20 protein-coding genes are annotated in these 21841 nt (G+C 62.6%); 5 read left to right on the top strand and 15 right to left on the bottom strand.

What is annotated here, in order from left to right; all coding sequences use genetic code 11:
* Positions 1-57: 57 nt before the first annotated feature.
* Complete coding sequence (locus N3J91_07750) at positions 58-828, bottom strand: periplasmic heavy metal sensor (protein ID MCX8156323.1); 771 nt, start codon at positions 826-828, stop codon at positions 58-60.
* A gap of 772 nt (positions 829-1600) precedes the next feature.
* On the opposite strand from N3J91_07750, the gene N3J91_07745 reads away from it, so the two are divergent.
* Positions 1601-4579: a vitamin B12-dependent ribonucleotide reductase gene (locus N3J91_07745; GenBank protein MCX8156322.1), complete on the top strand. Its 2979-nt coding sequence runs from the start codon at positions 1601-1603 to the stop codon at positions 4577-4579.
* 87 nt (positions 4580-4666) lie between these two features.
* Here N3J91_07745 and N3J91_07740 read toward each other — a convergent pair whose 3' ends face one another.
* Together N3J91_07740 and N3J91_07735 are read right to left on the bottom strand one after the other, a co-directional pair.
* Positions 4667-5335, bottom strand: a complete 669-nt coding sequence (locus tag N3J91_07740) for an outer membrane lipoprotein carrier protein LolA (protein MCX8156321.1) — start codon at positions 5333-5335, stop codon at positions 4667-4669.
* A 149-nt stretch (positions 5336-5484) separates the two neighbouring features.
* Positions 5485-6456: a lysophospholipid acyltransferase family protein gene (locus tag N3J91_07735; GenBank protein ID MCX8156320.1), complete on the bottom strand. Its 972-nt coding sequence runs from the start codon at positions 6454-6456 to the stop codon at positions 5485-5487.
* 47 nt (positions 6457-6503) lie between these two features.
* On the opposite strand from N3J91_07735, the gene lpxA reads away from it, so the two are divergent.
* Positions 6504-7325 carry an acyl-ACP--UDP-N-acetylglucosamine O-acyltransferase gene (lpxA, locus tag N3J91_07730; GenBank protein MCX8156319.1) on the top strand — a complete coding sequence of 274 codons (822 nt, stop codon included), beginning with the start codon at positions 6504-6506 and terminating at the stop codon, positions 7323-7325.
* Positions 7326-7393: 68 nt separating this feature from the next.
* Here the strand turns inward: lpxA and htpX are convergent, their stop codons facing one another.
* A complete protein-coding gene (htpX, locus tag N3J91_07725) occupies positions 7394-8287 on the bottom strand; it encodes a protease HtpX (protein ID MCX8156318.1) in 894 nt (297 codons plus the stop codon).
* Between the two features lie 221 nt (positions 8288-8508).
* Positions 8509-9108, bottom strand: coding sequence for a hypothetical protein (locus N3J91_07720; GenBank protein MCX8156317.1), 600 nt, complete (start codon positions 9106-9108; stop codon positions 8509-8511).
* Positions 9109-9328: 220 nt separating this feature from the next.
* On the opposite strand from N3J91_07720, the gene panC reads away from it, so the two are divergent.
* The 3 genes from panC (at position 9329) to pyrF (ending at position 12304) form a co-directional block, all read left to right on the top strand.
* Positions 9329-10195, top strand: a complete 867-nt coding sequence (gene panC / locus N3J91_07715; protein ID MCX8156316.1) for a pantoate--beta-alanine ligase — start codon at positions 9329-9331, stop codon at positions 10193-10195.
* An 85-nt stretch (positions 10196-10280) separates the two neighbouring features.
* Positions 10281-11531, top strand: a complete 1251-nt coding sequence (locus N3J91_07710; GenBank protein MCX8156315.1) for a hypothetical protein — start codon at positions 10281-10283, stop codon at positions 11529-11531.
* Positions 11532-11590: 59 nt separating this feature from the next.
* Positions 11591-12304: an orotidine-5'-phosphate decarboxylase gene (gene pyrF, locus N3J91_07705; protein ID MCX8156314.1), complete on the top strand. Its 714-nt coding sequence runs from the start codon at positions 11591-11593 to the stop codon at positions 12302-12304.
* Between the two features lie 64 nt (positions 12305-12368).
* On the opposite strand, the gene N3J91_07700 is transcribed toward pyrF, so the two are convergent.
* From N3J91_07700 to N3J91_07655, 10 genes are all read right to left on the bottom strand, one after another.
* Entirely contained in the window at positions 12369-12713 is a 345-nt protein-coding gene (locus N3J91_07700) for a cupin domain-containing protein (protein MCX8156313.1), read from the bottom strand.
* A gap of 43 nt (positions 12714-12756) precedes the next feature.
* Complete coding sequence (locus tag N3J91_07695; GenBank protein MCX8156312.1) at positions 12757-13329, bottom strand: phosphopantothenoylcysteine decarboxylase; 573 nt, start codon at positions 13327-13329, stop codon at positions 12757-12759.
* A 15-nt stretch (positions 13330-13344) separates the two neighbouring features.
* Complete coding sequence (gmk, locus tag N3J91_07690; GenBank protein ID MCX8156311.1) at positions 13345-13959, bottom strand: guanylate kinase; 615 nt, start codon at positions 13957-13959, stop codon at positions 13345-13347.
* 26 nt (positions 13960-13985) lie between these two features.
* Positions 13986-16043, bottom strand: a complete 2058-nt coding sequence (locus N3J91_07685; protein MCX8156310.1) for an FAD-dependent oxidoreductase — start codon at positions 16041-16043, stop codon at positions 13986-13988.
* A 342-nt stretch (positions 16044-16385) separates the two neighbouring features.
* On the bottom strand, positions 16386-17372 hold the full coding sequence (locus tag N3J91_07680; protein MCX8156309.1) for a hypothetical protein: 987 nt from the start codon (positions 17370-17372) through the stop codon (positions 16386-16388).
* A gap of 79 nt (positions 17373-17451) precedes the next feature.
* Positions 17452-17829, bottom strand: a complete 378-nt coding sequence (locus N3J91_07675; GenBank protein MCX8156308.1) for a hypothetical protein — start codon at positions 17827-17829, stop codon at positions 17452-17454.
* 27 nt (positions 17830-17856) lie between these two features.
* Positions 17857-18375 carry a ferritin gene (locus N3J91_07670; protein ID MCX8156307.1) on the bottom strand — a complete coding sequence of 173 codons (519 nt, stop codon included), beginning with the start codon at positions 18373-18375 and terminating at the stop codon, positions 17857-17859.
* Positions 18376-18504: 129 nt separating this feature from the next.
* Positions 18505-19164, bottom strand: a complete 660-nt coding sequence (locus N3J91_07665) for an ABC transporter ATP-binding protein (GenBank protein MCX8156306.1) — start codon at positions 19162-19164, stop codon at positions 18505-18507.
* Positions 19165-19171: 7 nt separating this feature from the next.
* The gene (locus N3J91_07660) at positions 19172-20443 is read right to left on the bottom strand and encodes an FtsX-like permease family protein (GenBank protein MCX8156305.1); all 1272 of its coding nucleotides are present in this window, start codon (positions 20441-20443) and stop codon (positions 19172-19174) included.
* Between the two features lie 17 nt (positions 20444-20460).
* Positions 20461-21579: a hypothetical protein gene (locus N3J91_07655; protein MCX8156304.1), complete on the bottom strand. Its 1119-nt coding sequence runs from the start codon at positions 21577-21579 to the stop codon at positions 20461-20463.
* Positions 21580-21841 lie beyond the last annotated feature (262 nt).

Raw genomic sequence — 21841 nt, 5'->3', positions numbered from 1 at the left:
TGTGGCAGTAGGTTGGTGGGGGAGTCCCAACCTGCTAAAGGTTGCTGAACTGGCTGCTTAGCGCGGAGGGCGTTGCTCCACCGGCAATCCAGGCGCCGCCTGGCCGCCATCGCGATTGCCGCGGTCTCCGCGGTTGCCGCGATCGCGATTGGGCCCGCCCTGACCGGGGTCAGGACGTCCACCGGGGCCGCCTTGGCCGCGGAATTGCATGGGATCACGCCCGCCGGGGCCGCCCATCCCCGGGCCAAAACCGGGACCACCCTGATCCATGCCCGGAGGCCCGCCGCCCATCATCATCCCGCGGCCGCCACCGGGGCCGCCGCCAAACCCGCCGCTCAGCAGCATCATGCTGAAGCGGGAATCCTCCATCTGGACGCGCTGCTCCTCCCGGAGAGTCGGCGCCACAGTATGCAGGGCTTGGGCGCGGAGCATCATGATTTCCGTCTGCAGCTTGGCCACCACTTCGGCCTTCTCACGCACGGTTTTTTCCACGTACTCCTCGGCAATGACCGCTTTAATCAGTTCTCGCTGGGCAGCCTGCAGTTGCTCCTCCAGTTTGCGCAGGGCATCCTGATGCTTCTGCAGCGCCTCGTTGAACACCTGGCGTTGCTGCTCGTCCAGGCCAAACCCAAAACCCCCGCGCCCGCCCATCATCGCCGCCCGATCCGGGGGGCCACCCTGCGGATTCTGCGCGGGATCTTGATTAAATCTTCCACCCCGACCGCCTCCGCCCGGTTGAGCGAAGAGCGAGCCGGCTAGCATGACAGCCAGGCCGCCAAGGGCAGCCGTTAACAACTTCCGTTGCAGGAGGGACACACGACTTTTCATAGTTTTTTTTCTTTTGCAGGCGGTCATTCCCCGCGCGGTCTGCCTGCTCTGCCTCGCGGTTGAATCCCCGTTCCGCGGTCTCCCCACTTTGGGGAACTGGATTCAAATCACCAGACGAATCAGCAAAACGAAAGGTTACAGTCCATCAGCCGCGAAGTCGTGCCATCAACAAATGGCGATTTTATTGCAGACCGGTGCTCCTGGGGGGGCGGGGATGGTTCCTCTTCCCCAAGTATTTCCGCCGCAGCATGGACGCCCCAGATATTAAAAGCGGTTGAAACCTGCTCTGGGATTGGAGCCTGGCAGCCCCAAGGAAAGCTGGGGGGCAAATGCATTTCAGCGGATGTTCCCCAAAAAAAATCGTGCCAACCGGCTGAAAGGTTATCCACAAGGGGGGCTGGGGGATTATCCACAATCACGGAAATGATTGATTTTCAGCGAGTTGCAGTTTCCAAGCTGTGAATAACATGGGATGTAATTTTTTTTTAATTTTTTGTTTACACCACAACCTATTGTGTTAATTTTTCCTTCGCCCCACAACTAATGGGGCTTCCCAGCCCCCTAAAAAGGCTGGTTTGCCTCTGGCTGCAGGGCGAGTTAGCGCCGATTTGAGCACCGCCGATGGTGCTGGATTAGCGCCCAAAAACAACTGATTTTACATTTTACCATGATAGATACGCGTGTCCAAGTCGTGTCGTCGTCTGCCCCGGCAGTGCGTGCGCGCCGGGCTGGCGTGGGTGGGCGGCGGGGGAATCTCAACCCCAAAGGTGGTATGAAGAAACATTTGAAGATCAAACGGGTTTTCAGTGATCCCAAGGTCAGTCCCTTTGACCAGGTGGAATGGGAAAAGCGGACGGCAGAAATCACGGACGATTCCGGCAAGGTGGTGTTTCGCCAGGACAATGTGGAAGTGCCCAAGTCCTGGTCCCAACTGGCCACCAAGGTGGTGTGCTCCAAGTATTTTTACGGGGATCCGCACAAACCCAACGAGCGGGAGCACTCAGTGCGGCAGTTGATCCATCGCGTGACCCGCACCATTGCGGACTGGGGGATCAAGGACGGTTATTTTACGGCCGCCGATGGCGAGGTGTTCTACGCGGAGCTGACCTGGCTCTGCCTCAATCAATACGGCTCCTTCAACTCGCCGGTCTGGTTCAACGTGGGGCTGTATCACCAGTACGGCGTGGGCAAGACCAGCGCCCGCGGCAACTGGTATTACAACCGCCGCAAGCACCTCGCCGAGCGGGCCCCCACGCAATATGAATACCCGCAGGGCAGCGCCTGCTTCATCCAATCCGTCGAGGACAACATGGAGTCCATCATGCAACTGGCCTATGCGGAGGCCATGCTGTTCAAATACGGCAGCGGCACGGGCACCGATTTATCGCCCATCCGCAGCAGCAAGGAGAAGCTTTCCGGCGGCGGACGCCCCAGCGGGCCGCTGAGTTTCCTCAAGGTGTACGATCAGGTGGCCAACGTGGTGAAGAGCGGCGGCAAGACCCGCCGGGCCGCCAAGATGAACACCCTGCGCGACTGGCACGGCGACATTGAGGAATTCATCGAAGCCAAGGCGAAGGAGGAGAAAAAGGCGTGGGCGCTCATTGAGCAGGGCTACGACGGTTCCTTCAACGGCGAGGCCTACGGCTCGGTGATGTACCAGAACGAAAACCTCTCGGTGCGGGTGAGCGATGAATTCATGCAGGCGGCGCTGGAGGGGAAGGACTGGTGGACGCGCGCCGTGACGACGGGGCAGCCGCTGGAAAAGAAAAACGCCGCGCGGTTGCTGGACAAGGTGGCCGAAGGCACGTGGATCTGCGGCGATCCCGGGCTGCAGTACGACGGCGCCATCCAGCGCTGGCACACCTGCAAGGGCACCGAACCCATTCACTCCACCAACCCCTGCTCGGAGTATGTGTTCATCAACAACACCGCCTGCAACCTGGCTTCGCTGAACCTCATGAAGTTCAAGCGCGAAGACGGCACCTTTGACGTGGAGCGTTTCAAGGCGGCGGTGCGCATCTTCATCACGGCGCAGGAGATCATCGTGGACAACGCCAGTTATCCCACCCGGGAGATCACCGAAAACTCGCACATCTTCCGCACGCTGGGGCTGGGCTATGCCAACCTCGGCTCGCTGATCATGGCCTGCGGCCTGCCGTATGATTCGGAGGAAGGCCGCGCGCTGGCGGGGGCCATTACCGCCATCATGACCGGCCATGCCTATGAGCAGTCGGCCGAAATGGCCGCCATCCTGGGGCCGTTCCCCGGCTATCGCGACGCCCGCTGCGCCCATGTGTCCAAGCCGGTGGCGCCTGACAACGTGGAATCCATGCTGGGGGTCATCCAGATGCACCGCGAGGCGGTGGACAAGATTCAGGCGCCCCCCGAGCTGGCCTACCTGGTGCAGGAGGCGCGGGCCTGCTGGGACCGCGCCTTGAGCCGCGGCCGGCAGGTGGGCTACCGCAATGCGCAGGTCACCGTGCTGGCGCCCACCGGCACCATCGCCTTCATGATGGACTGTGATACCACCGGCATCGAGCCGGACATCGCCCTGGTGAAATACAAACTGCTGGCCGGCGGCGGCATGCTGAAAATTGTCAACCGCACCGTGCCCGAGGCGCTGCGCCGCTTGGGCTACTCCGAGGCCGAGGTGGCCCACATCGTCGCGCACATCGAAAAGTACGACACCATCGAGGATGTGACGGAAAATGGCGCGGTCATCGCCAGCGGGTTGAAGCCGGAGCATCTGCCCGTCTTTGACTGCGCGTTCAAGCCTGCGCGCGGCCAGCGCAGCATTCATTACATGGCGCATTTGAAAATGATGGCCGCCGCCCAGCCGTTCATCAGCGGCGCCATTTCCAAAACGGTGAACATGCCCGAGTCGGCCACCGTGGCGGACATCCGGGATGCCTACGTGCAGGCGTGGAAGATGGGCCTGAAATGCGTGGCCATCTATCGCGACGGCTCCAAGCGCAGCCAGCCCCTCAGCACCAGGAAAGGGGAGGGCGACGCCGGGAAGTCGGGCGAGGTGGAGGCCCTCCGTGCGCGCATTGCCGAGCTGGAGGCCGAGGTGGAGCGGCTCAAGCAGCAGGTCAACCAGCCGTTGCGCCGCCGGCTGCCGGAGACCCGCACCGCCATCACCCACAAATTTGATGTGGCCGGGCATGAGGGCTACCTGACCGTCGGCCTGTTCGAGGATGGGCAGCCGGGCGAGCTGTTCATCACCATGGCCAAGGAAGGTTCCACCATTGGCGGGCTGATGGACAGCATCGGCACGCTGACCAGTCTGGCGCTGCAATACGGCGTGCCGCTGGAGGCGCTGGTGCGGAAGTTTGCCCATCAGCGCTTCGAGCCGAGCGGGTTCACTAAAAATCCGGAAATCCGCATGGCCACCTCCATCACCGACTATGTCTTCCGCTGGATGGCGCTGCAGTTCATCCCCGGCTATCGCGAGGCCCACGCCACGCCCAACAACCAGCCGGAGCTGGCCATGCCGGGCCTCATGGAGGAAATCAAGAAACACGTCAACCGCCCCGTGCCGGGATTGTTGCCCGTGGCGGAGGAAAATGAGACGGACATCAAGCCGGCCAAAGGCACCGCCTCCACGCCGGCCAAAGGGGCCCAGCGCCTGACCAGCACTTTTGTCAATCAGGGTGATGCCCCCACCTGCCCCAACTGCGGCCATGTGACCGTGCGCAACGGCGCCTGCTATAAGTGCCTGAATTGCGGCGAGAGCCTCGGCTGTTCGTGACCTGGTCTGCTGGGTCGCGGAGGAACCCGGGCCGGAGCGGTGTGGGAGAGACACCCTCCGGCCCGACTCTTTTCCACATGCCTGGCCTCAGGGACCCCGGGGGCGGCGCGCAAGCGGCTCCACCACCTGGTAATCCGCCGGCGGCGCCCACTTAAACGGGGATTCCGTCCAGGCCGGATTATGCACGATATTTGTGTAGTCCTGACGCATTTGGGAGCCGTCGGCCATTTTCAGAGACGTGAAGCGCAACCGGTGATCGGTCGCGCCAACCCCCAGGCTCAATTCCGGTATCAGCCGGCGGGCCGCGACATGCCGGGGAATCAATACGACCACCAGCAGCTCATTGGTAAGCGTGAGGCTGGCAATGCGGTAGCGCGCCTCCAGCTCCGCGCGGGAGCGGGGAAAACCCGCCTCCAGAAGGGCCAGCGTTTCCCGCCAGTGGCTGTTGGCGCCTTGCAACTCATATCTTTCGGCCCGTTTTTGCACCGGATAAATCACCCAGAGATCATGGGTTTGCCGCACCGCGATGGTTTGCGCCGGGTTGCCCAGCTCCCAGCGGAAGCTCGCCGGGGCGGCAAACCACAGCCGGCCGGGAGTGGTCAGCGGTTGCGTCAGGGAGCGCAGCGTGCGGGTTTGAACGAAATCCGCGCCCAGCGATTGCAGATTGGTGTGGGTTGCCAGCCAGCGGTTGAGCAGCGTTTCCGGGTTCTCGGCCGGGAGGACGGCGCCCTGGCCGAGCACAAGCCCGAGTAACATCCCCAGGAATGCGAGGCGGAGGGGGCAGCGTTGGCTTGCGCCTGCCTCCTCAGCGATAAGCTGCCCGGCCGGTTGCCGCTTTCTCCGAGAGCCAGCGGGCAGGGAGCGGGAAATCCTGGGGGCGCGGCGCAGTACGTGCATAAGTGTTATCATGACGCTTTCACAGCGGAAGGCCAGAGCGGGGCAAAGTGAAACCATTGTTCCGGATGGGCCGCGATCACCGGCGCCAGGACATCCATGATACGCTGCGTCAGCGCCTGGCGGGCCTCAGGATGGCGCAGGGCGGCCCGCTCATAAGGCACCGGGAGAGCGGCCATGCCCCGATACCCTGCCGGCGTGCGCACGATGGTGGTGGGCAAAATGGCGCAGCCGCTGGCCCGGGCCAGCTCGGCGGGCGCCACGGAGGCAGCGAAGGGACGGCCAAAAAGTTGCACCGTCACGGCGGACTCCGGCGCCGGACGGTCCACCAGCAGGGCCACGCAGGCGCCGTTTTCCAGATGGCGGATGACCTCCACAAAGCCAAAGGCGCCATCGCCCACCACCACCGTCTGGATGCCCCATTGAGCGCGGGCCTTTTCGCGTAGCGGGGTCAGCCCGGCCGGCTCCGAGCGGGTGATGACAGTCAACTTCACCCCGCGGCTGGCCAGCAGCGGGGCGCCCAGCTCCCAGTTGCCAAGGTGGGGGGAAACAAGTAGCATCCCCCGTCCCTCCTTCTGGACGGTCAACACATGCTCCCACCCCTGCAGCTCGGCAAATAAGCCCGCGGTATCCAGGCCGCTCTCAAACCGCCACAAATCCACCAGCTTGCAGGCAAACTCCGCAAACAACCGCCGCGCGCATCGCCGGGCGGCGGGCAGGCTGCCGGTCACGGGCAGCAGATTGGCCACCACGGCTCGGCGGCGTTGCGGGACCACGGCCCACCACGCAGTGCCCATCACCCGTGCCAACCCCAGGGCGGCCCGCCGGGGAAGCCGGCGGGCGGCTAGGCGGCCGGTGCGCCAGGCGGGGCTGGAGTACCATCCCCGGCTGTGCGCCGGGAGCGAGGCATTTGCTTGATTTTCCCTTTCGCTGGACAAGGCGGGCCGAATGTAACCCGCGCTCAGGAGGGGCTCAATCTTCAAAGTTGCGCAAGGTTGCCCTGGGCCGGGCTTTGGGGCACACTCCCCGCATGATTCATCCGACGGCGATCATTGATCCGAAGGCCGAAGTGGACAGCACCGTCACGGTGGGTCCGTATGCCATCATTGACGCAGGCGTGCGCGTGGGGCCGCAATGCGTCATTGGGCCGCATGTGCATCTCACGGGCCAGACCGTCATCGGGGCGGGCAATCGCTTTCATACCGGGGCGGTCATCGGGGATGCCCCGCAGGATTTGAAGTACCACGGCGAGCCCACGCGGCTGCGCATTGGGGATCACAATGTGTTTCGGGAAAATGTCACCGTGCATCGCTCGACCACCCTGGAGGGCGAAACGGTCATCGGCTCCAACAATTTCCTCATGGCCGGCAGCCATGTGGGCCACAACAGCGTCTTGGGCGATTACGTCATTCTGGCCAACGGCGCTTTGCTGGGGGGCCATGTGCAGGTGCAGGATCGCGTCTTCATTTCGGGTAACTGCCTCGTGCATCAATTCACGCGCATCGGCACGCTCGCCCTCATGCAGGGTGGCAGCCGGGTGAGTCTGGATGTGCCGCCTTATTGCATCGTGCGTGGCCCCAACACGATTTGCGGCTTGAATGTGGTGGGCCTGCGCCGGGCGGGGCTTTCCAGCGCGCAACGTTTGGAATTGCGCCGCCTCTACCATGTCCTTTTCCGCAGTCCCAAAAAACTGCGGGACGCCCTCGAGGAGGCCCGGGCGCAGTTCATCAGCCCGGCGGCCCTGGCGGTCATTGAATTTGTGCAGAGCACCCGCCGCGGCATTTGCCCGGATCGGGCCAGGCGTGCCGCCCACCACAGCGAGGCCGGGGACGAAGAAGGCGCGGAGGCATAAAATGCGAAGGGACGGCCGCCCTGCCGTCCCTTCTTCCCAAACCGGCCCAAACCGGCCGCCCGCCGCGCTTACATCATCCGCTGCAGGGCTTCAATGCGTTTTTCCAGCGGCGGATGCGAGGCAAACAACGCCAGCAAGCCCGAGGGCTTGTTGTTGATCTTGAAGGCGCTCAACGCCGGGGAGCGATCGTCCAGCACGCCGCCGCCGTGCATGATTTCATTGAGCCGCTGCAGCGCGCTGATCATGTTGCTGCGGCCCGCCAGTTGCGCGCCCATGGCATCGGCGCGGTACTCACGATGGCGCGAGTAGGCCATGACAATCATGGTGGCAAGGATGCCCAACACGATCTGGCAGACGATGCTGCCCAGAAAATAACCGATGCCCACCCCGCCACGATCGTTGTCGCGGCGCAGCGCGGAATCGATCAGGAAACCGAACACGCGGGACAGGAAAACCACAAACGTATTGAGCACCCCTTGCAACAGGGTCATCGTCACCATGTCCCCGTTGGCCACATGCGCCACTTCGTGCGCCAGCACGGCCTCAGCCTGGCGCTGATTCATCTGGCGCAGAAGGCCGGAACTGACGGCCACCAGGGCATTGTTGCGGGTGGGGCCGGTGGCAAAGGCGTTGACTTCCGGGCTGTCATAAATCCCTACTTCCGGCGTCCGGATGCCGGCCTGCTCGGCAAACCGCGCCACCGTGTTCACCAGCCAGGCCTCAGTGGCATCCTGGGGACGATCAATCACCTGGATGCCGTAAGCCATCTTGGCCATCCATTTGGAGATCAGCAATGAGATGAAGCTGCCGCTGAAACCCAGGATGGCTGAGAAAATTAACAGCATGGACAGGTTCAGCCCTGCCGACGTGAGGTATTTGTCCACGCCCAGCAGATGGGCCGCCACCGCCAGCACGGCCAACACCGCAATGTTGGTCAGCACAAACAGGATGATCCGTTTCATAGCTCGTTTTCTAATTGTTCAATTCCAACCACGTCGCGCCCTGTTCCGGCTATATTAGCTCCGGATGCCCAAATCTTCCAGCCGGAATCGTGCCGAAACATCAGTGATTTAACTCATTGATTACCAGCCACTTAATCAAGAATCTTTGACTCACGAGCGACACGTATGTGCCAATATGGCGCATCGTGTCACAGATTCACTGCAATCTGACCCTAGAATGGCTAATTCAGACTTTCATCTGCACCCTCGGCCGGGGCTTCGGTCACTTCATCCAAAGTATCCACCACGATCCGCATTTTAATCATGTCGTGCAGAAAGATGCCGATCAGTTCCCCCAGTCTTTCTGGCGGGGCATCGGCACTGGGTTCTTCCTGACTCAGGATCCAGAGCTGGAACGCAAAATCCAGGAGATCGCGCTGTCGGCATTGCTGCGCGATCACCTCAAAAAATTGCTCGTCCGTACTGTCCTTGCTCAAACCCAGGGCCATAATCTGGGGGGTCAGCGCCTGTTCACGCCGGATAATGTCTTCCGGCCCCACGAGGGGGATTTCAGGGTTGAATTCCGCGACCACCGCCAGCAGCGAGGTGACAACGCTCAGCAAGGCGGCGTTGGCGGAGTGATTGGCCAGCTCCTCCCCGGACGGAAACCAGTCCTGCGCGTTAGTGCCCAGCTCACTGGCCATCTCCCGCCGGGCGGCATAGGCAAGGAGAAACGGCTGACTCTCCATCTGGCGGCCAAACTGGCCACTGATGAAGTCGGGCGCGGCCATCTTCAGCTTGTTCAGGGATTGGACGATGGCCGGCGTGGTAATGATTTGCATCGGCGCGGCACTCTGGCAGAGGCGGACGGAAAAGCAACCTCAAAGGGGCGGGAGGTCTTTGGTAAGCGGCGCAGGCCCATCCTGCTTCCCATGGAAGGCCGCAAACCAAAATCCGCCCGGGAAAAGTGATTCCCTCGCCTTGTCGTCGAAGGCACGGGAAGGCGCTGCGGGCCGCTTTTTCATTTGTATGCAGGCAGGGCTTGCGGCATGTATTGAAGGCATGAGGGTGATTCAATCCTTGGCGGCAATGCAGCGGCAGGCGTTGAAATGGCGCACGGAGGGACGGCGCATTGGCTTTGTGCCCACGATGGGCTACCTGCATGACGGGCACTTGAGCCTGGTGCGACAGGCCCGGCGGGCGGTGGGCAGGGGGGGCGTGGTGGTGTTGAGCATTTACGTCAATCCGACCCAATTTGGGCCGCAGGAGGACCTGGCGCGCTACCCGCGCGATTTGCCGCGGGACCTGCGCTTGTGCCGGGGCGAAGGGGTGGACGTGGTTTTTACCCCTTCGGATGCCCAAATGTACCCCGGGCGGGAAACGGGCGACTACAGCACCTATGTGGTGGAGGAGCAATTGTCGCGGGGCATGGAGGGAGCTTCGCGGCCCTCGCATTTCCGGGGCGTGACCACGGTGGTGGCCAAGTTGTTTCTCCTGGTGCAGCCGCACGTGGCGGTGTTTGGCGAGAAGGACTTTCAACAGGCGGCCATCATCCGGCGGATGACGCGCGACTTGAATTTTCCCCTCAAAATCATCGTGGCGCCGACCTGCCGGGAAGCGGACGGGCTGGCGATGAGCTCGCGCAATAAATACCTGACGCCGCAACAGCGGGAACAGGCGGTGTGCTTGTACCGCGCCTTGTGCCATGCGCGGGAGATTGTGCGGCAGGCGCCGCATCCGGTGGAGGCGCATCAGTTGCGCATCAAACTGCGGCAGGAGATTGAGGCCCGCCCGGAGGCGCGGGTGGATTACATCGAGTTTTTCGACCCCGAGACCCTCCGGCCGCAGGCCCGCGTTCAGCCCGGCCATCGCATGGCGCTGGCGGTGTGGGTGGGCGCCACCCGCTTGATTGACAACGGCGCACTTTAAGGCATCATCCCGGTCAAACCCTCGCTATTTCCCGTGGCGCAGCCGCGTCGCGGGAAAATCATTTAATGGCCAACAAACTATTCCAATGCTGAACCTGAAGCTGCTGACCAAGGCGTGGGCGGGCATCGTCCTTCTGACCCTGGGCATGTGTGATTTGCCAGCGCAACCCCGGCCCGGCGACGTTTTCCGCGAATATTATTGGACCAACCCCAAACGCGAGGGAGATGGGTTTTTGCGGGTGGGAGGCAAGCTGGATTACGGCGGGGGGCCGCTTTTTTGGAGTCAGGCCATTGATCTGGAGCAGGCAGTGCGGGCCGAGGTGGTGCTGGAGAAATTGCTTTGTCATGACGGGACGCGCGGGCTGGCCATGGCGGTGAATGGCCATGAATGGCTGCCGGTGCCCGAGGCCTCTGGCATGCCCACCAATGCGTGGGATTTTCAGCATCACACCTATCCCGTGGTGGTGGTGCCCTTGCGCCATTTGCGGGCTGGCTCCAGCAATTTCTTTCAATTAAAGGTGGCCCCGGAGCATCCCTGGAACTGGCCGCAAAACTTGATCTACGGCGCCCATTTGCGGGTGTATTACGACGCCTCCCGTAAGCCGCACCCCCAGGGGCGGATGTTGTCTCCGGTCAACGGAGAAGCCCTGGGCCGGCGGGTGACCTTGCAGGCCGAAGCGCAAAGCCCAAACGGCCCGGTGCGGCGGGTGGTGTTTGTGGGGCGGCATGAGGATGTGAACTGGGAGGGCGATGGGCAGTACCTGCAGTGGCATTACCATTATGTGCGCGGGCAGCTCACCAATCATTTGGGGGAAGCGACAGCCGATCCCTGGATGTGCTTGTGGGACACTTCCTGGGTGCCCGACCAGCCCCGGCCTTTTGAGCTGGCCGCGTGGATCACCGATGCCTCCGGCCTGACCTATTTCACGCCGGCCGTCCATGGCCTGAATTTTCGCCGACCCGGCCTGGCGGTGGAATTGTGCCGGCCCTACGACGTGCCGCCCCGGTGGGTGACGCGGCGGGCGGAATTAAGCCAGAAATTTCGCGTGCAGGGCGATTTGCGGCAGGCGGTGGCGGCGCGCCTGGTCTTCTGCAGTTGGAGTCCGGGCTATTTGCATGGCGTCTTCATCAATGATCAAAAAATCATGGAGCGCGAAGGCCCCCGCTACGCCTATTATTTGCATCGTTTCCCCGTGCCGGATTTGGGCTGCCTGCGGCCTGGCGAAAATGTGTTGAAAACCGGCTTTACGCCTAAATACGACGGACAGACGGTGCATGGGGCGGAAATCAACTGGCCGGGCATCATGGTTTTAATTCAATATCGGACGCCGGAATGAACGCCGGCCCCATTCGGGCTTGGCTTTACAAGGGGGCGGGGGCGGCCTAACGTCTGGGCATGGCGAGCAACAATCCAATTATTGTGGCGCTGGATGTCCCAACCGCCGAACAGGCGCTTTCCCTGGCACGGCAACTGGCGCCGGTGGTGGGGGCCTTCAAAGTGGGCAGCGAGCTGTTCACCGCGGCCGGACCCGAAATGGTGCGGCAGTTGCGCGCCCTCGGGGCCGAGGTTTTCCTGGATTTGAAATATCACGACATCCCCAACACCGTCGCGCGGGCGGTGGCGGCGGCGGTGCGGCTGCAGGTGTCCATGTTGACCATCCACACCTGCGGCGGGCTGGCCATGATGAAGGCCGCCGAGGAGGCCGCCCGCAACACCGCCTTGCAGGCCGGCCTGGACCGCGTGCCGCTGGTCCTGGGGGTGACGGTGTTGACAAGCATGGACACCCAGGAGCTGGCGCGGGTGGGAGTGCCGCAATCCGTGGGGCATCAAGTCGAGCGGCTGGCCTCGCTGGCTTTCGAAGCGGGGCTGCGCGGGCTGGTCTGCAGTCCGCTGGAGCTGACAATGTTGCGCAGCTTCGCGCCTCGGGGATTCCAACTGGTCACGCCGGGCATTCGCGGGCCGGAGGATGCCTTGGGGGATCAAAAACGCGTGCTCAGCGCGCGGGAGGCCATGGACGCGGGGGCCAATTATTTGGTCATCGGCCGGCCCATCTGCGCCGCGCCGGATCCGCGCGCCGCGGCGGAGAAAATCCTGGCCTCGTTGCACTGAGCCCCGCCTTTCCTGCGCGACAAAAGCAGGGCCTTTCCTGCAACCGCGGCTTTTGAGTTGGGACTCAGGCCTCGGCTTTAATCAGGGTCAGCAGCATCGAAAAGGCCTGCGTGGCGCGGACGGCATGCGGCAGGTTGGGGGGCATGTGAAGCCAGTCGCCGGCCTTGAGCTTGTGCCATTGCGGCCCGAGGGCGAATTCACATTCGCCGGTGAGAATCTGCACCAGCGCGCGATGCGGGGAGGTATGCTCGGACAGCTCCTGTCCCTGGTCAAAACCAAACAGAACCACGCGCACATTAGGCCCTTTCAATAGGGTGCGGCTGACGATGCCGTTGGGGGCAAATTGTGTTTCTTGAGCCAGGTTTAACACCTGGCCCTGCCCGGCATTCACCAAAGGTTGCTCGCTCATAGGATTAATTTAAGCCGACACCCGCGCGGGCGTTTGACGGGGATCAAGTTTTGCGCGCCAGTTCGAGGGCGCGCGCCGCAATGTGCTCCACCGGCCAGAGACGCCCTATACCCTCGTAGCCGCACGAGAGCAGGCCTTCTTCGGGGCCGATAAATTCCACGCCGCGGGCGGCAAGGGTGGCCACGTTTTGGCGGGTGGCCGGGTGCAGCCACATCTTGCCATTCATGGCGGGAGCAATGAGCACCCGGGCCTGCGGATTGAGCGCCAGCGCGATGCAGGTCAGGGCGTTGTCGGCCAGGCCGACGGCCATTTTGGCGATGACGTTGGCAGTGGCGGGCGCAATGAGCAGCAAATCGGCGGCATCGGCCAGCTCGATGTGCGTGGGTTTCCAGCCTTCGGTTTCGTCATAAAGATCCGTGACCACCGGATTGCGGGACAGCACCTTGAAGGGCAGGGGCGTGACGAACCGCTGGGCATCCGCCGTCATGACCACGTGAACCTCGCAGCCTTGTTTGGTCAGCAGGCTGGCAAGGTCCACCGCCTTGTGCGCGGCAATGCTGCCGGTCACTCCGAGGATCACCACCGGGGCGCGTTGTACGGTTGCAGGGTTTTCCATAGGCAATCTTGTCTCTTACCAGGCCGGCGGACTGGCCCGCCGGGAGCGGAGCCGCTCGGCCACGAGGATGGACTGGAAATGATGCAGATCTTCCGACATGGTGCCGCTGAGAATGAGGTAATCAAAATCTTTCCAATGCTCCAGCTCGGCGCGGGCCGCCGCCAGGCGGCGCTGAATCACCTCCGGCGGGTCTTGATTGCGCTTGCGCAGGCGGGCTTCCAGTTCGGCCAGCGAGCGCGTGGCCAGAAACACCGTGACAAGGGAGCGGGCCAGCCGGGGATCAGTGGCGGCGGCCTGCCGCAGGGTGGCGGCGCCCTGCACGTCAATGTTTAGCAGCACATCCTTGCCGGCGTCGAAGTGGCGCAAGACTTCTTTTTTCAGCGTGCCATAGCGATGGCCGTGCACCAGGGCGTGTTCGAGGAATTCGCCCGCCGCAATCTGGCGGGTGAAATCGTCCTCGCTCAGAAAATAATAATCGCGCCCGTCCTCCTCCCCGCGGCGCGGGGGACGGGTCGTGCAGGTGATGGCCCGGGCAACCTGGGCATCCACCGCCAGCAGGTTATGACACAGCGTCGTTTTGCCCGCCCCCGAGGGGGCGGACAGGACAATTAACAAGCGCGAATGACTCATGCGGGAACTGCTCCCTGGGCGCTCTTTTAGTCTTTTGTTACCGGTTTGAGCTGCAGCCCGTCGGCCACCACGTAGCCGTCGGTGCCCTGATTGGAGACGGTGACGATCACGCTCTTGCCCGCGGGCAGGGTAAATTTGCCTAAAGAAATGAATCCTTGCGAGGCAAAATCGCGCTGGTTGACTTTGAAAGTCTGGGCCTCGCCGGCGATGTTGACGGTAACCGGCACAGCCGTGGCGCGATTGCTGTGCGGCGGGGAGAGAAGAATGATCTCGTACTCGCCGGCCTGGGGAATCTCCGGTTTGTAGGTGATGGTGCTTGCTCCCTTGTTCTCATTGTTATCGTGCACGTAGCCGGTGCCCAATAGCCGGGCGGTGACCAGGGAGGAAAGCTGCCAGAAACCGGCTTGTTCCGCTTCAGTATCATCCACCGTGAGGCCGGGAAGTTTTTTGAACTCCACCCCGGCGGCGGTGGCATTCCATGCGAGAATCTGGCCGTCGGCCAGGAGCCGCTGACGGAGAGCGGCATAATCCACTTTTTGCACGGGCACATTATTTTGCAAAGCCAGAGCGGCGGCGGTGGCCGCGCTTTGGGCCAGGATCATGAAGACAGGCTCCATGCGAATCGAGCCGTAGGCAATATGCGAGGCGGACAGGCACACGGGCACCAACAGGTTCTCGCACTGCTCCGCCCTGGGGGTGAGGGCGCGGTAGCTGATGGGATACGGTTTCATGGGGGGCACCTGCACGTCGCCCTCATTCTCCACCCGGCCATTTTTCACGATGCGCTGGCAGTTGTGCGAATCCATGTTGTACGCGGCGAGGCCGACGGAGTCGGTGGCGGTCTCCTGGTAGCGGCAATTCTTCTCGGTCATAACATACGCGCCCACCATGCGCCGGGCCTCGCGCACGTAAAGGGCCTGCGGCCAGCCGCCGGTCTCGGGGAACTCATCGGCGGCCATCCCCCATTGCTGCATTTCGCGGCGCATGTTTTCCGGCACGCGCGGGCTGGTGGCCAGGAAGGTGAGAAATCCGCGGATGTAATGCTCGTGCGCCCGGGCAATTTTTTCGCGGGTGGCATAATCAGCCTCCGGGTAATCGTAATTCATCCCAATAAAGTCCGTGGAAAAACCGCCGTTGTTGTTGATGTCCGTCTTCTGGTTGGGCATCCAAATGGGATTCCAAAACTGGCTCAGGGTGGGCTTGTGCCCGGCGGCCACCAGGGCTTCGAGATAACGGCCAAGCAGTTCGTACTGGGCCGGGTCGTAATTGGGCGGCGGCTCAACCGGCTTGCGGTTGGCGGCGTTGGTGGTGAAGCAGAGGCGGTAATTATACGCTTGCACGCGGTGATCGCCCTCGCCGGGCCGGCCACCGTCACCCGGTTGAATGAAGGGAAGCAGACCGCTGGAAGGATCGCCGGGCTTGATGTAAGGATCCACCGGCACCAGGAATTGATGTTTGGGGGTTTGCGCACGAATGCCGTTCAGCGTTTCGCCGTAGAGGGCATTGGCTTCGCGGCCCACCGTATAGGCCACGCCGGCTTTGGCCATCAAGTCGCCTTCGTAGGTGCAGTCAATAAACTGGCGGGCGCGGAAGATGACCCCGCGATCGGTTTCCATTTCCACCAGCCGCGCCCCCTGTTTGCGGGCGGCGGTGAGTTTGTGCTCGCGGTACACGGGAATCTCGTATTCCTTGATGAAACCCTCGAAGATTTGCCGGGCCACGCCGGGTTCAAAAGTCCACATGGTGGCGTCCGGCCCCTCCAGTTGCGAGGCTTGGGACTGGCCGCTGCCCCGGCGGGTGAAGTATTCCCGGGCCGTTTCATACTTCCAGGCCGCGGGTTGGGCGTAATGTTTGGCCACCCGGCGGTAAAACTCGCGGGAAAGGCCGCCGATGGCGGCTTTGTTGCCAATGTCGGTGGCGCCCAGGCCGCCAGTGGTGAGGCCGCCGAGAAAGCGGCCGGGTTCAACCAAAACCACGGAGTGGCCCAGGCGCTTGGCCTGCACGGCGGCGATGATGCCGGCCGAAGTGCCGCCATAAACGCAGAGGTCAGTTTCCACGATGGTGGCGCTCTGCAGAGGGGCCACAGTCGCCAGAAGCAGGGCCCAACCAGACGTTTTTCTGAACATGATTGCCTGTGAGTTCTACGCCGCCCTGCGGCGGACGCTGCCCTGTTTTAACTCAAGTTATCGGCCTAGACCAGTCTGCAGAGCGAAAAAGTTTGAGGGCCGGGAAGTGAAAGCTCGCGGGGGCAGGTGCCAGATTCCCGGCTTAATCGTCCGGCCTTCGGCGGCAGCCTTCCCGGACTTGCAAAAAGGAGGCAAGGGGGGTGACCGATGGCGGGCCGCCTCATCGGATGCCCATAAAAAACCCCCGCAAGCGCGGCCTGCGGGGGGGCAAGTAGTCTTCGCTCGTGCGCGAGGCCTTGCTCAGGCCATCCAGGCGCGGTCACGGTTTTGCGCGGCCTTGATGACGCGGCTGGCGATGGCCACATTTTCGGCCACCTGGAAGTCAAACATGCCCACCACGCAGAAATCGGCGCCGCTTTCGAAGGCGTATTTGAAGCCAACATTCGGATGGATGGCGCCGGCGGCCAGCACTTTGTAGGCCACCCAGGGCCGGTTGACTTCCTGCATGTAACGCACGACGGCGCCCGGATCGAGGCACCAATAATTGTCCACCGAGTAATTATCAATGACTTCCTTGTTTTGATCCGGCCGCCGTTTGGACCAGTAGTTCTCGCTGTGGAGGGTCTTCATGTAGAAGTCCGGCTCGATGCCCGCCTTTTCCACGGCCTGGATGGTGCGCAGCTCGTGACCGGCCACCCCGGCGATCATGCCGTGGTCCTTGACGATGGCCACAAACTTGGCAATCAGCTCCACCTTGTTCTCGCGGGTCCAGGCATCGCCATAATTCCCCACCAACAGCGCGCCCACCGCCCCGGCATCGGCGGCCTCCTTGATGTTGCGGGTCAGATCGTTGGGATTGGGATCAAGCTGGGCCAGATATTGAATCTTGCCGCCGCGCTGCCGGTAGGCCTTCAACGTGTTGACCGCATTCGGATCGTGCGGGTTGAAAATCATGGTGTTGACGCCGTGCTCCTCGCAGATGGCCCACGTCTCCATGATTTTTTCCTGGGTGAAATAGGCCTTCAGCAGTTTGGAAACATAAATCAAATCGCGGCTGTGGGCGTAGCCGCTGATGAGATTGCCGCCGCAAATCAGGCGGCTCATGGTCACCTTGCCAATCTTGCCGGTGGGGCAGGTGGCCTTGGAGCCGGGAACCGGCGGAGACGTGACGGGCTGCGCCTCCTGGGCGGCAAGGTTGGCCTCCTCGAAACTAAAGGCCAGCGGCGCCATCAGGGTGGCCGCCATGGACTTGCGAATGAAACCACGACGCGAGGCTTTTTCTTGCATAAAACAAAACAATTATACAGGGCGTTGGCAGTATAAACTGCCACTTTTTCCCATGAAATCAACCCCTAAAAACAGGCCGTCAGCCTTTTTTGGGGGAGGCGGCCCGGGCGGCTTCGATCAGCTCCCAAAACTTGGGATTCTGTTCCAGCGCCTCATCTTCGCCCGCCGGCAGGGTGGGGTTGCGAAAGAAAAAGTCCTTGAGCGAGTGGCGGTTGAGAATGCGATGCACCAGAATGCCCAGATCGTGGCGCTCGAAGTATATGCGGTAGTCGCCGATCCGGAATCGGTACAGGGTGCGGCCCCCGCGCTGCAGCTTGCCAAACCGGTGCAGATCGGTGCTCATGGCCTCGTGGGGGAGACCGCGAAACTCGCCCAGGATGGAAAGCTGCAATTCCTTGGGCATGCGCGTCAGCTCGGCGGCGCTGGTGGGATTGAAGATGATTTGAAAGGGCATCATGGTTCCCCAAAAAGTCGCGGGCAACGGTTATTCCTCCTCCTCGCCGGATGCAAGGTACTTCTCCAGATGCCGGTCCAAATCCATCAGACTGCCGGCGCAGGTGGCCTTCTGCACAAAATCCACCATCGCATCGGTCCAGGCCTCTTCTTCCACCTGCTCATTGATGAACCACTGCAGCATGACCTGCGCCGGATAATCCTTGTCCGCAAGGGCGGCCTCATACGCCTGATTGATGCCGGCGGAATTGGCCCGCTCCATGGCCTGCGCCTGGCTGGCCACTTCCAGCAAATTGCCGTAACCAGTGCGGGGGGCCTTGACCTCGGCGAGCACGGGCAGCACGTCGCGGTCCAACAAGTGCCGCATGATGCGCCGGGCATGCTCCCGCTCCTCCTGCTCCTGTTTGAAGAAAAATTCGGCAAAGCCGGGGTAGTTTTGCTGCTCGCACCACAAGGCCATGGCCAGGTAGGCGTGGGCGGCGCCGAGTTCGTAATTAAACTGGCGTTGCAATTCCTGCTCCACCGCCGGGGTCATCGGTTTTCCAGGCATAGACGTGTTGTTTTAACAGTTCGGCCCCCAGCATAATGCGGTTTCGCGCCGCTGTCGAGGGCGGGTTGCAAACCAACCCCAACTGCGCTTTATACCGCCTCAGGCCGGGGGATGCGGGGAAAGGGGCAATCAAGCCGCCCGCAATGCGCCGTTCTCCATCAACAGGCAACGATGCGCGAAGGCGGCAGCCCGTGGATCATGCGTCACGAGCAGGACGGCGGCGCCGCGTTTGGCCTGCGCGGCCAGCTCTTCCAGAACTTTCGCTCCGTTGGCCTCGTCAAGGTTTCCGGTGGGCTCATCCGCCAGCAGCAGGGGCGGCGCATGAAACAAGGCCCGGGCCAGGGCCGTCCGTTGTTTTTCTCCGGTGCTCAGGGCGGCCGGCAGATGATCCAGACGGGCGGACAGGCCCAGGCTTTCCAGTAAAAACTTTGCCCGATCCATCGCATCGGCCCGTGGCCGGGGCAGGGCGGCGGCCAAAACGTTTTCCAGCACCGTGAGGTAGGGCAGGAGATGAAATTGCTGAAATACAAAGCCAATCTTTTCGGCCCGAAAACGGGCGCGGGCCTCCGGCGACAGGGCATACGGCTCCGTGCCGTTGACCTGCACCGTGCCTGCGTCCGGCCGCAACAACCCACCGGCAGCCAGAAGCAGGGTGGTTTTGCCGGAGCCACTGGGGCCGCGCACGGCCACGAATTCCCCCGGCTGGACGTGCAACGTTACCTGATGCACCGCCCGGATTTCTCCGCGGTCGGTGCGGTAGTGTTTGGAGATGTTTTCCAGCCGCAACATGCTCAAATCAACCTTCGCGCAGGATGTGCGCCGGATCTTGTTGGGCGGCGACGAGCGCCGGCACCCACGCCGCCGCCGCCGCCAGCAGGGGCGAGGCCGCCAGGACCGCCAGCAGCAGCCCCCAGTCCACCACTTGTTTGAGCGCCTCCGGGGGCAGCGTGGCTCCCCCGCGCCAGGCCAGCCAGAGCCCGGCCGCCACACCCAGCACGGCGCCGGCCAGGCCCGAGACCGCCGCCCGCCCAATAAATACGCCCAGCACCTGCCCGGCGCGGACTCCCAGCGCCCGCAGCAGCCCAATCTCCGGCCGGCGATCCCGCACATTCAACCAGGTCAGCAGTGCAATCCACAACACGGCCGCCGTGAGCACCACCGGGATCAACCAGGCCGCAAAAGCCTCCTGCTGGGCCCGCAGCCGGGCGCGGCCCTCTTTCTCGTGTTGAAGACTGGCCAGGGCCTGCTCGGCGGCGCGGTTGCGGGCCTCGGCGCGGGTGATGGCCTGCGAGGCAAATTCAATGACGCGGGTGCCCGGCAGCAGCGAGCCTATTTCCGCGCGGATCTTCGCCAGACGATCCGCCTCGCAGTTGCACTCGAGCGCCAGGATGGCGTTGATCTGGCCGGGCATCTGCAACAATTGCTGGGCCTCGTGGAGATTGATCCAGAGAGTAATGTCATCCGCGTTGCCCTTTTCCTCCATGAGTTTGGCGATGGTGAACTCGCGGCCCATGAAGGTGAGTTTCTGGCCGGTCTTCAAACCAAGGCTTTGATGCAGTTCGTATCCCACCACCACATGGCCCGGCGGCACCGATTCCAACAAGGGTTTCTGGTTGGGGCTTTGGATGAACACCTCCCCTTTCACCCCCATCAAAATGACTTTGCGCTGGCGCTCCGGCCATTTGACCTTCTGGGTGAGCGCCGGCAGGACATGATTGATGGTCATCACCCGGTTGCTGGCCAGGACGTGGGCATATTCCTCGGGCATAAGGCGTGGAGGTTGCTCGTCATTATGCAAATCGTTGAGGCTGGCCCCGGCGGGCAGGATGAGGATGTTAAACCCCAGTTTGAGCATGATCTTCCGGTAATCATCCTGCAGGCGGGCCATCATTTGTTTGACTTCGGCCTCGCGCGCCGCCAGCAACCGCTGGGTCTGCACATCGTGCAGGCGCAGCAGGGTCAGTTGCGCCACCAAACACCCGGCGGCGGCGGCCACGCTCAACACCGCCAGGCCGAAGTTGAGTTTGCGAAAGGTAATTTCGCGGAGGATTAATCGTGCCCAGTTCATGGTCCATCAAACCAGGGTTAGGCCGTCCGACGTGTCAGCCACCAGGTGGCCAGGATCAACAAACCCGCCAGACCGGCCCCGAAATAATACACCAAGCGCATAATCCGGCGCGTGCCCGGCTGCTCCTCCACGGGCAGGGCCTTGGCGGCGGCTGGCACGGCGGCTGACGCAAGGTTGGTTTTTTCCACCAGTCCCCCCAAACCCAGCAGGGGCGCGGGCGGCGGCTCGCTGTATCGCTGACTGCCGGCCACTTCTTCCCAGTTGGCCGTCATCAACAAGTCCAGGCCGGGGTTAAGCTCTTTGACTTCACAGGAGCAGGCCCCAGTCAGAAATTCAATCATTTCACGGATGACCGCCGGGTTGATTTGGGCCTCCGGCAGTGCGCACAGGGCGCGCCCCCGTCCGAAAACGGGCACCACAATGGGCGTTTTGCGGGCGGCCAGCTCTGGTTCCACCGCCAGCATGGTTTGGATAAATATTTCCTCTTCTGGCGCCTGCCGGGGCGAGCGCACCAGTTGGAAAGATATTTCCAAAGTGGCGTTGGTGGTTTCGGGCGCATCCGGATCGGCGGCCAGCTCCAGCCGGCGGTGGGCTTTTTTTAATTCAGTTTCCATCAAGCCAGCCAGGCGCTCATCGGCCTGCCGGTTGCCGGACTCCAATAGCATCCAGACGGCGGCATGTCCGCCGGCCAGCCCGCGGGCCACAGCCCGGCGCAGGGGGGAATCCACCAGCCGCGCCAGATTGGTCGGAGTGAGGGGGCCCGCCCAGGCGCTGGGAGCCTCCGGTTCCGCATCTGGATACCGCACCACCACCCAGGGCAGGGGGGCATTGGACTGGCCCTGCCATACCGTCTGCACCCCGGCCGGCATGGGGGAGGATACATCCACCAAACGCAGGGCGAGATTGGCCAGTTTCTGGGTTTCGCCGATCTGCCGCAGCGCCGCCACAGCCTGATTCTGTTCCGATGTCAACGGCCCCCGATGGAAAATCAGCACGGGGTACACTGAAGGTTTCCATCGCTCCAGGGCATAACGGAAGACGGGCGTCTGGCAGGCCTGCAAACTTTCGCTCAAGCCCGCCAGCCCCAGCCAGAGACCGAGCCACACCGCCCACCGGATTTGCCTGGGAGCATGCATCTTGAGGCCAACATAGCCCAGACACCGCTGGTTCCCAAGCGCAAACCTTGGGGGAGATGGCGTGCCCGCAAAGCCCGCCGCAGCCAGCCGGTTTGATTACCCCCATGCCTCTGGCGGGGGCCGGCGCTGGCGGGAGACTGCCCCCCTTCCGCCATGGTTTTGCGATTGTCCCGATGGCTGATGCCGGCGGTCATGCCCACCGAAAAAAATCTTGTGGGGGGTATTGACTTATGGCGGGAGTCTGGTAGTTTTCCCGCTCTTT

This window comes from Verrucomicrobiia bacterium, from assembly GCA_026414565.1.
Lineage (GTDB): Bacteria > Verrucomicrobiota > Verrucomicrobiia > Limisphaerales > Fontisphaeraceae > Fontisphaera.
This window is presented reverse-complemented; position numbering and strand designations above follow the sequence as displayed.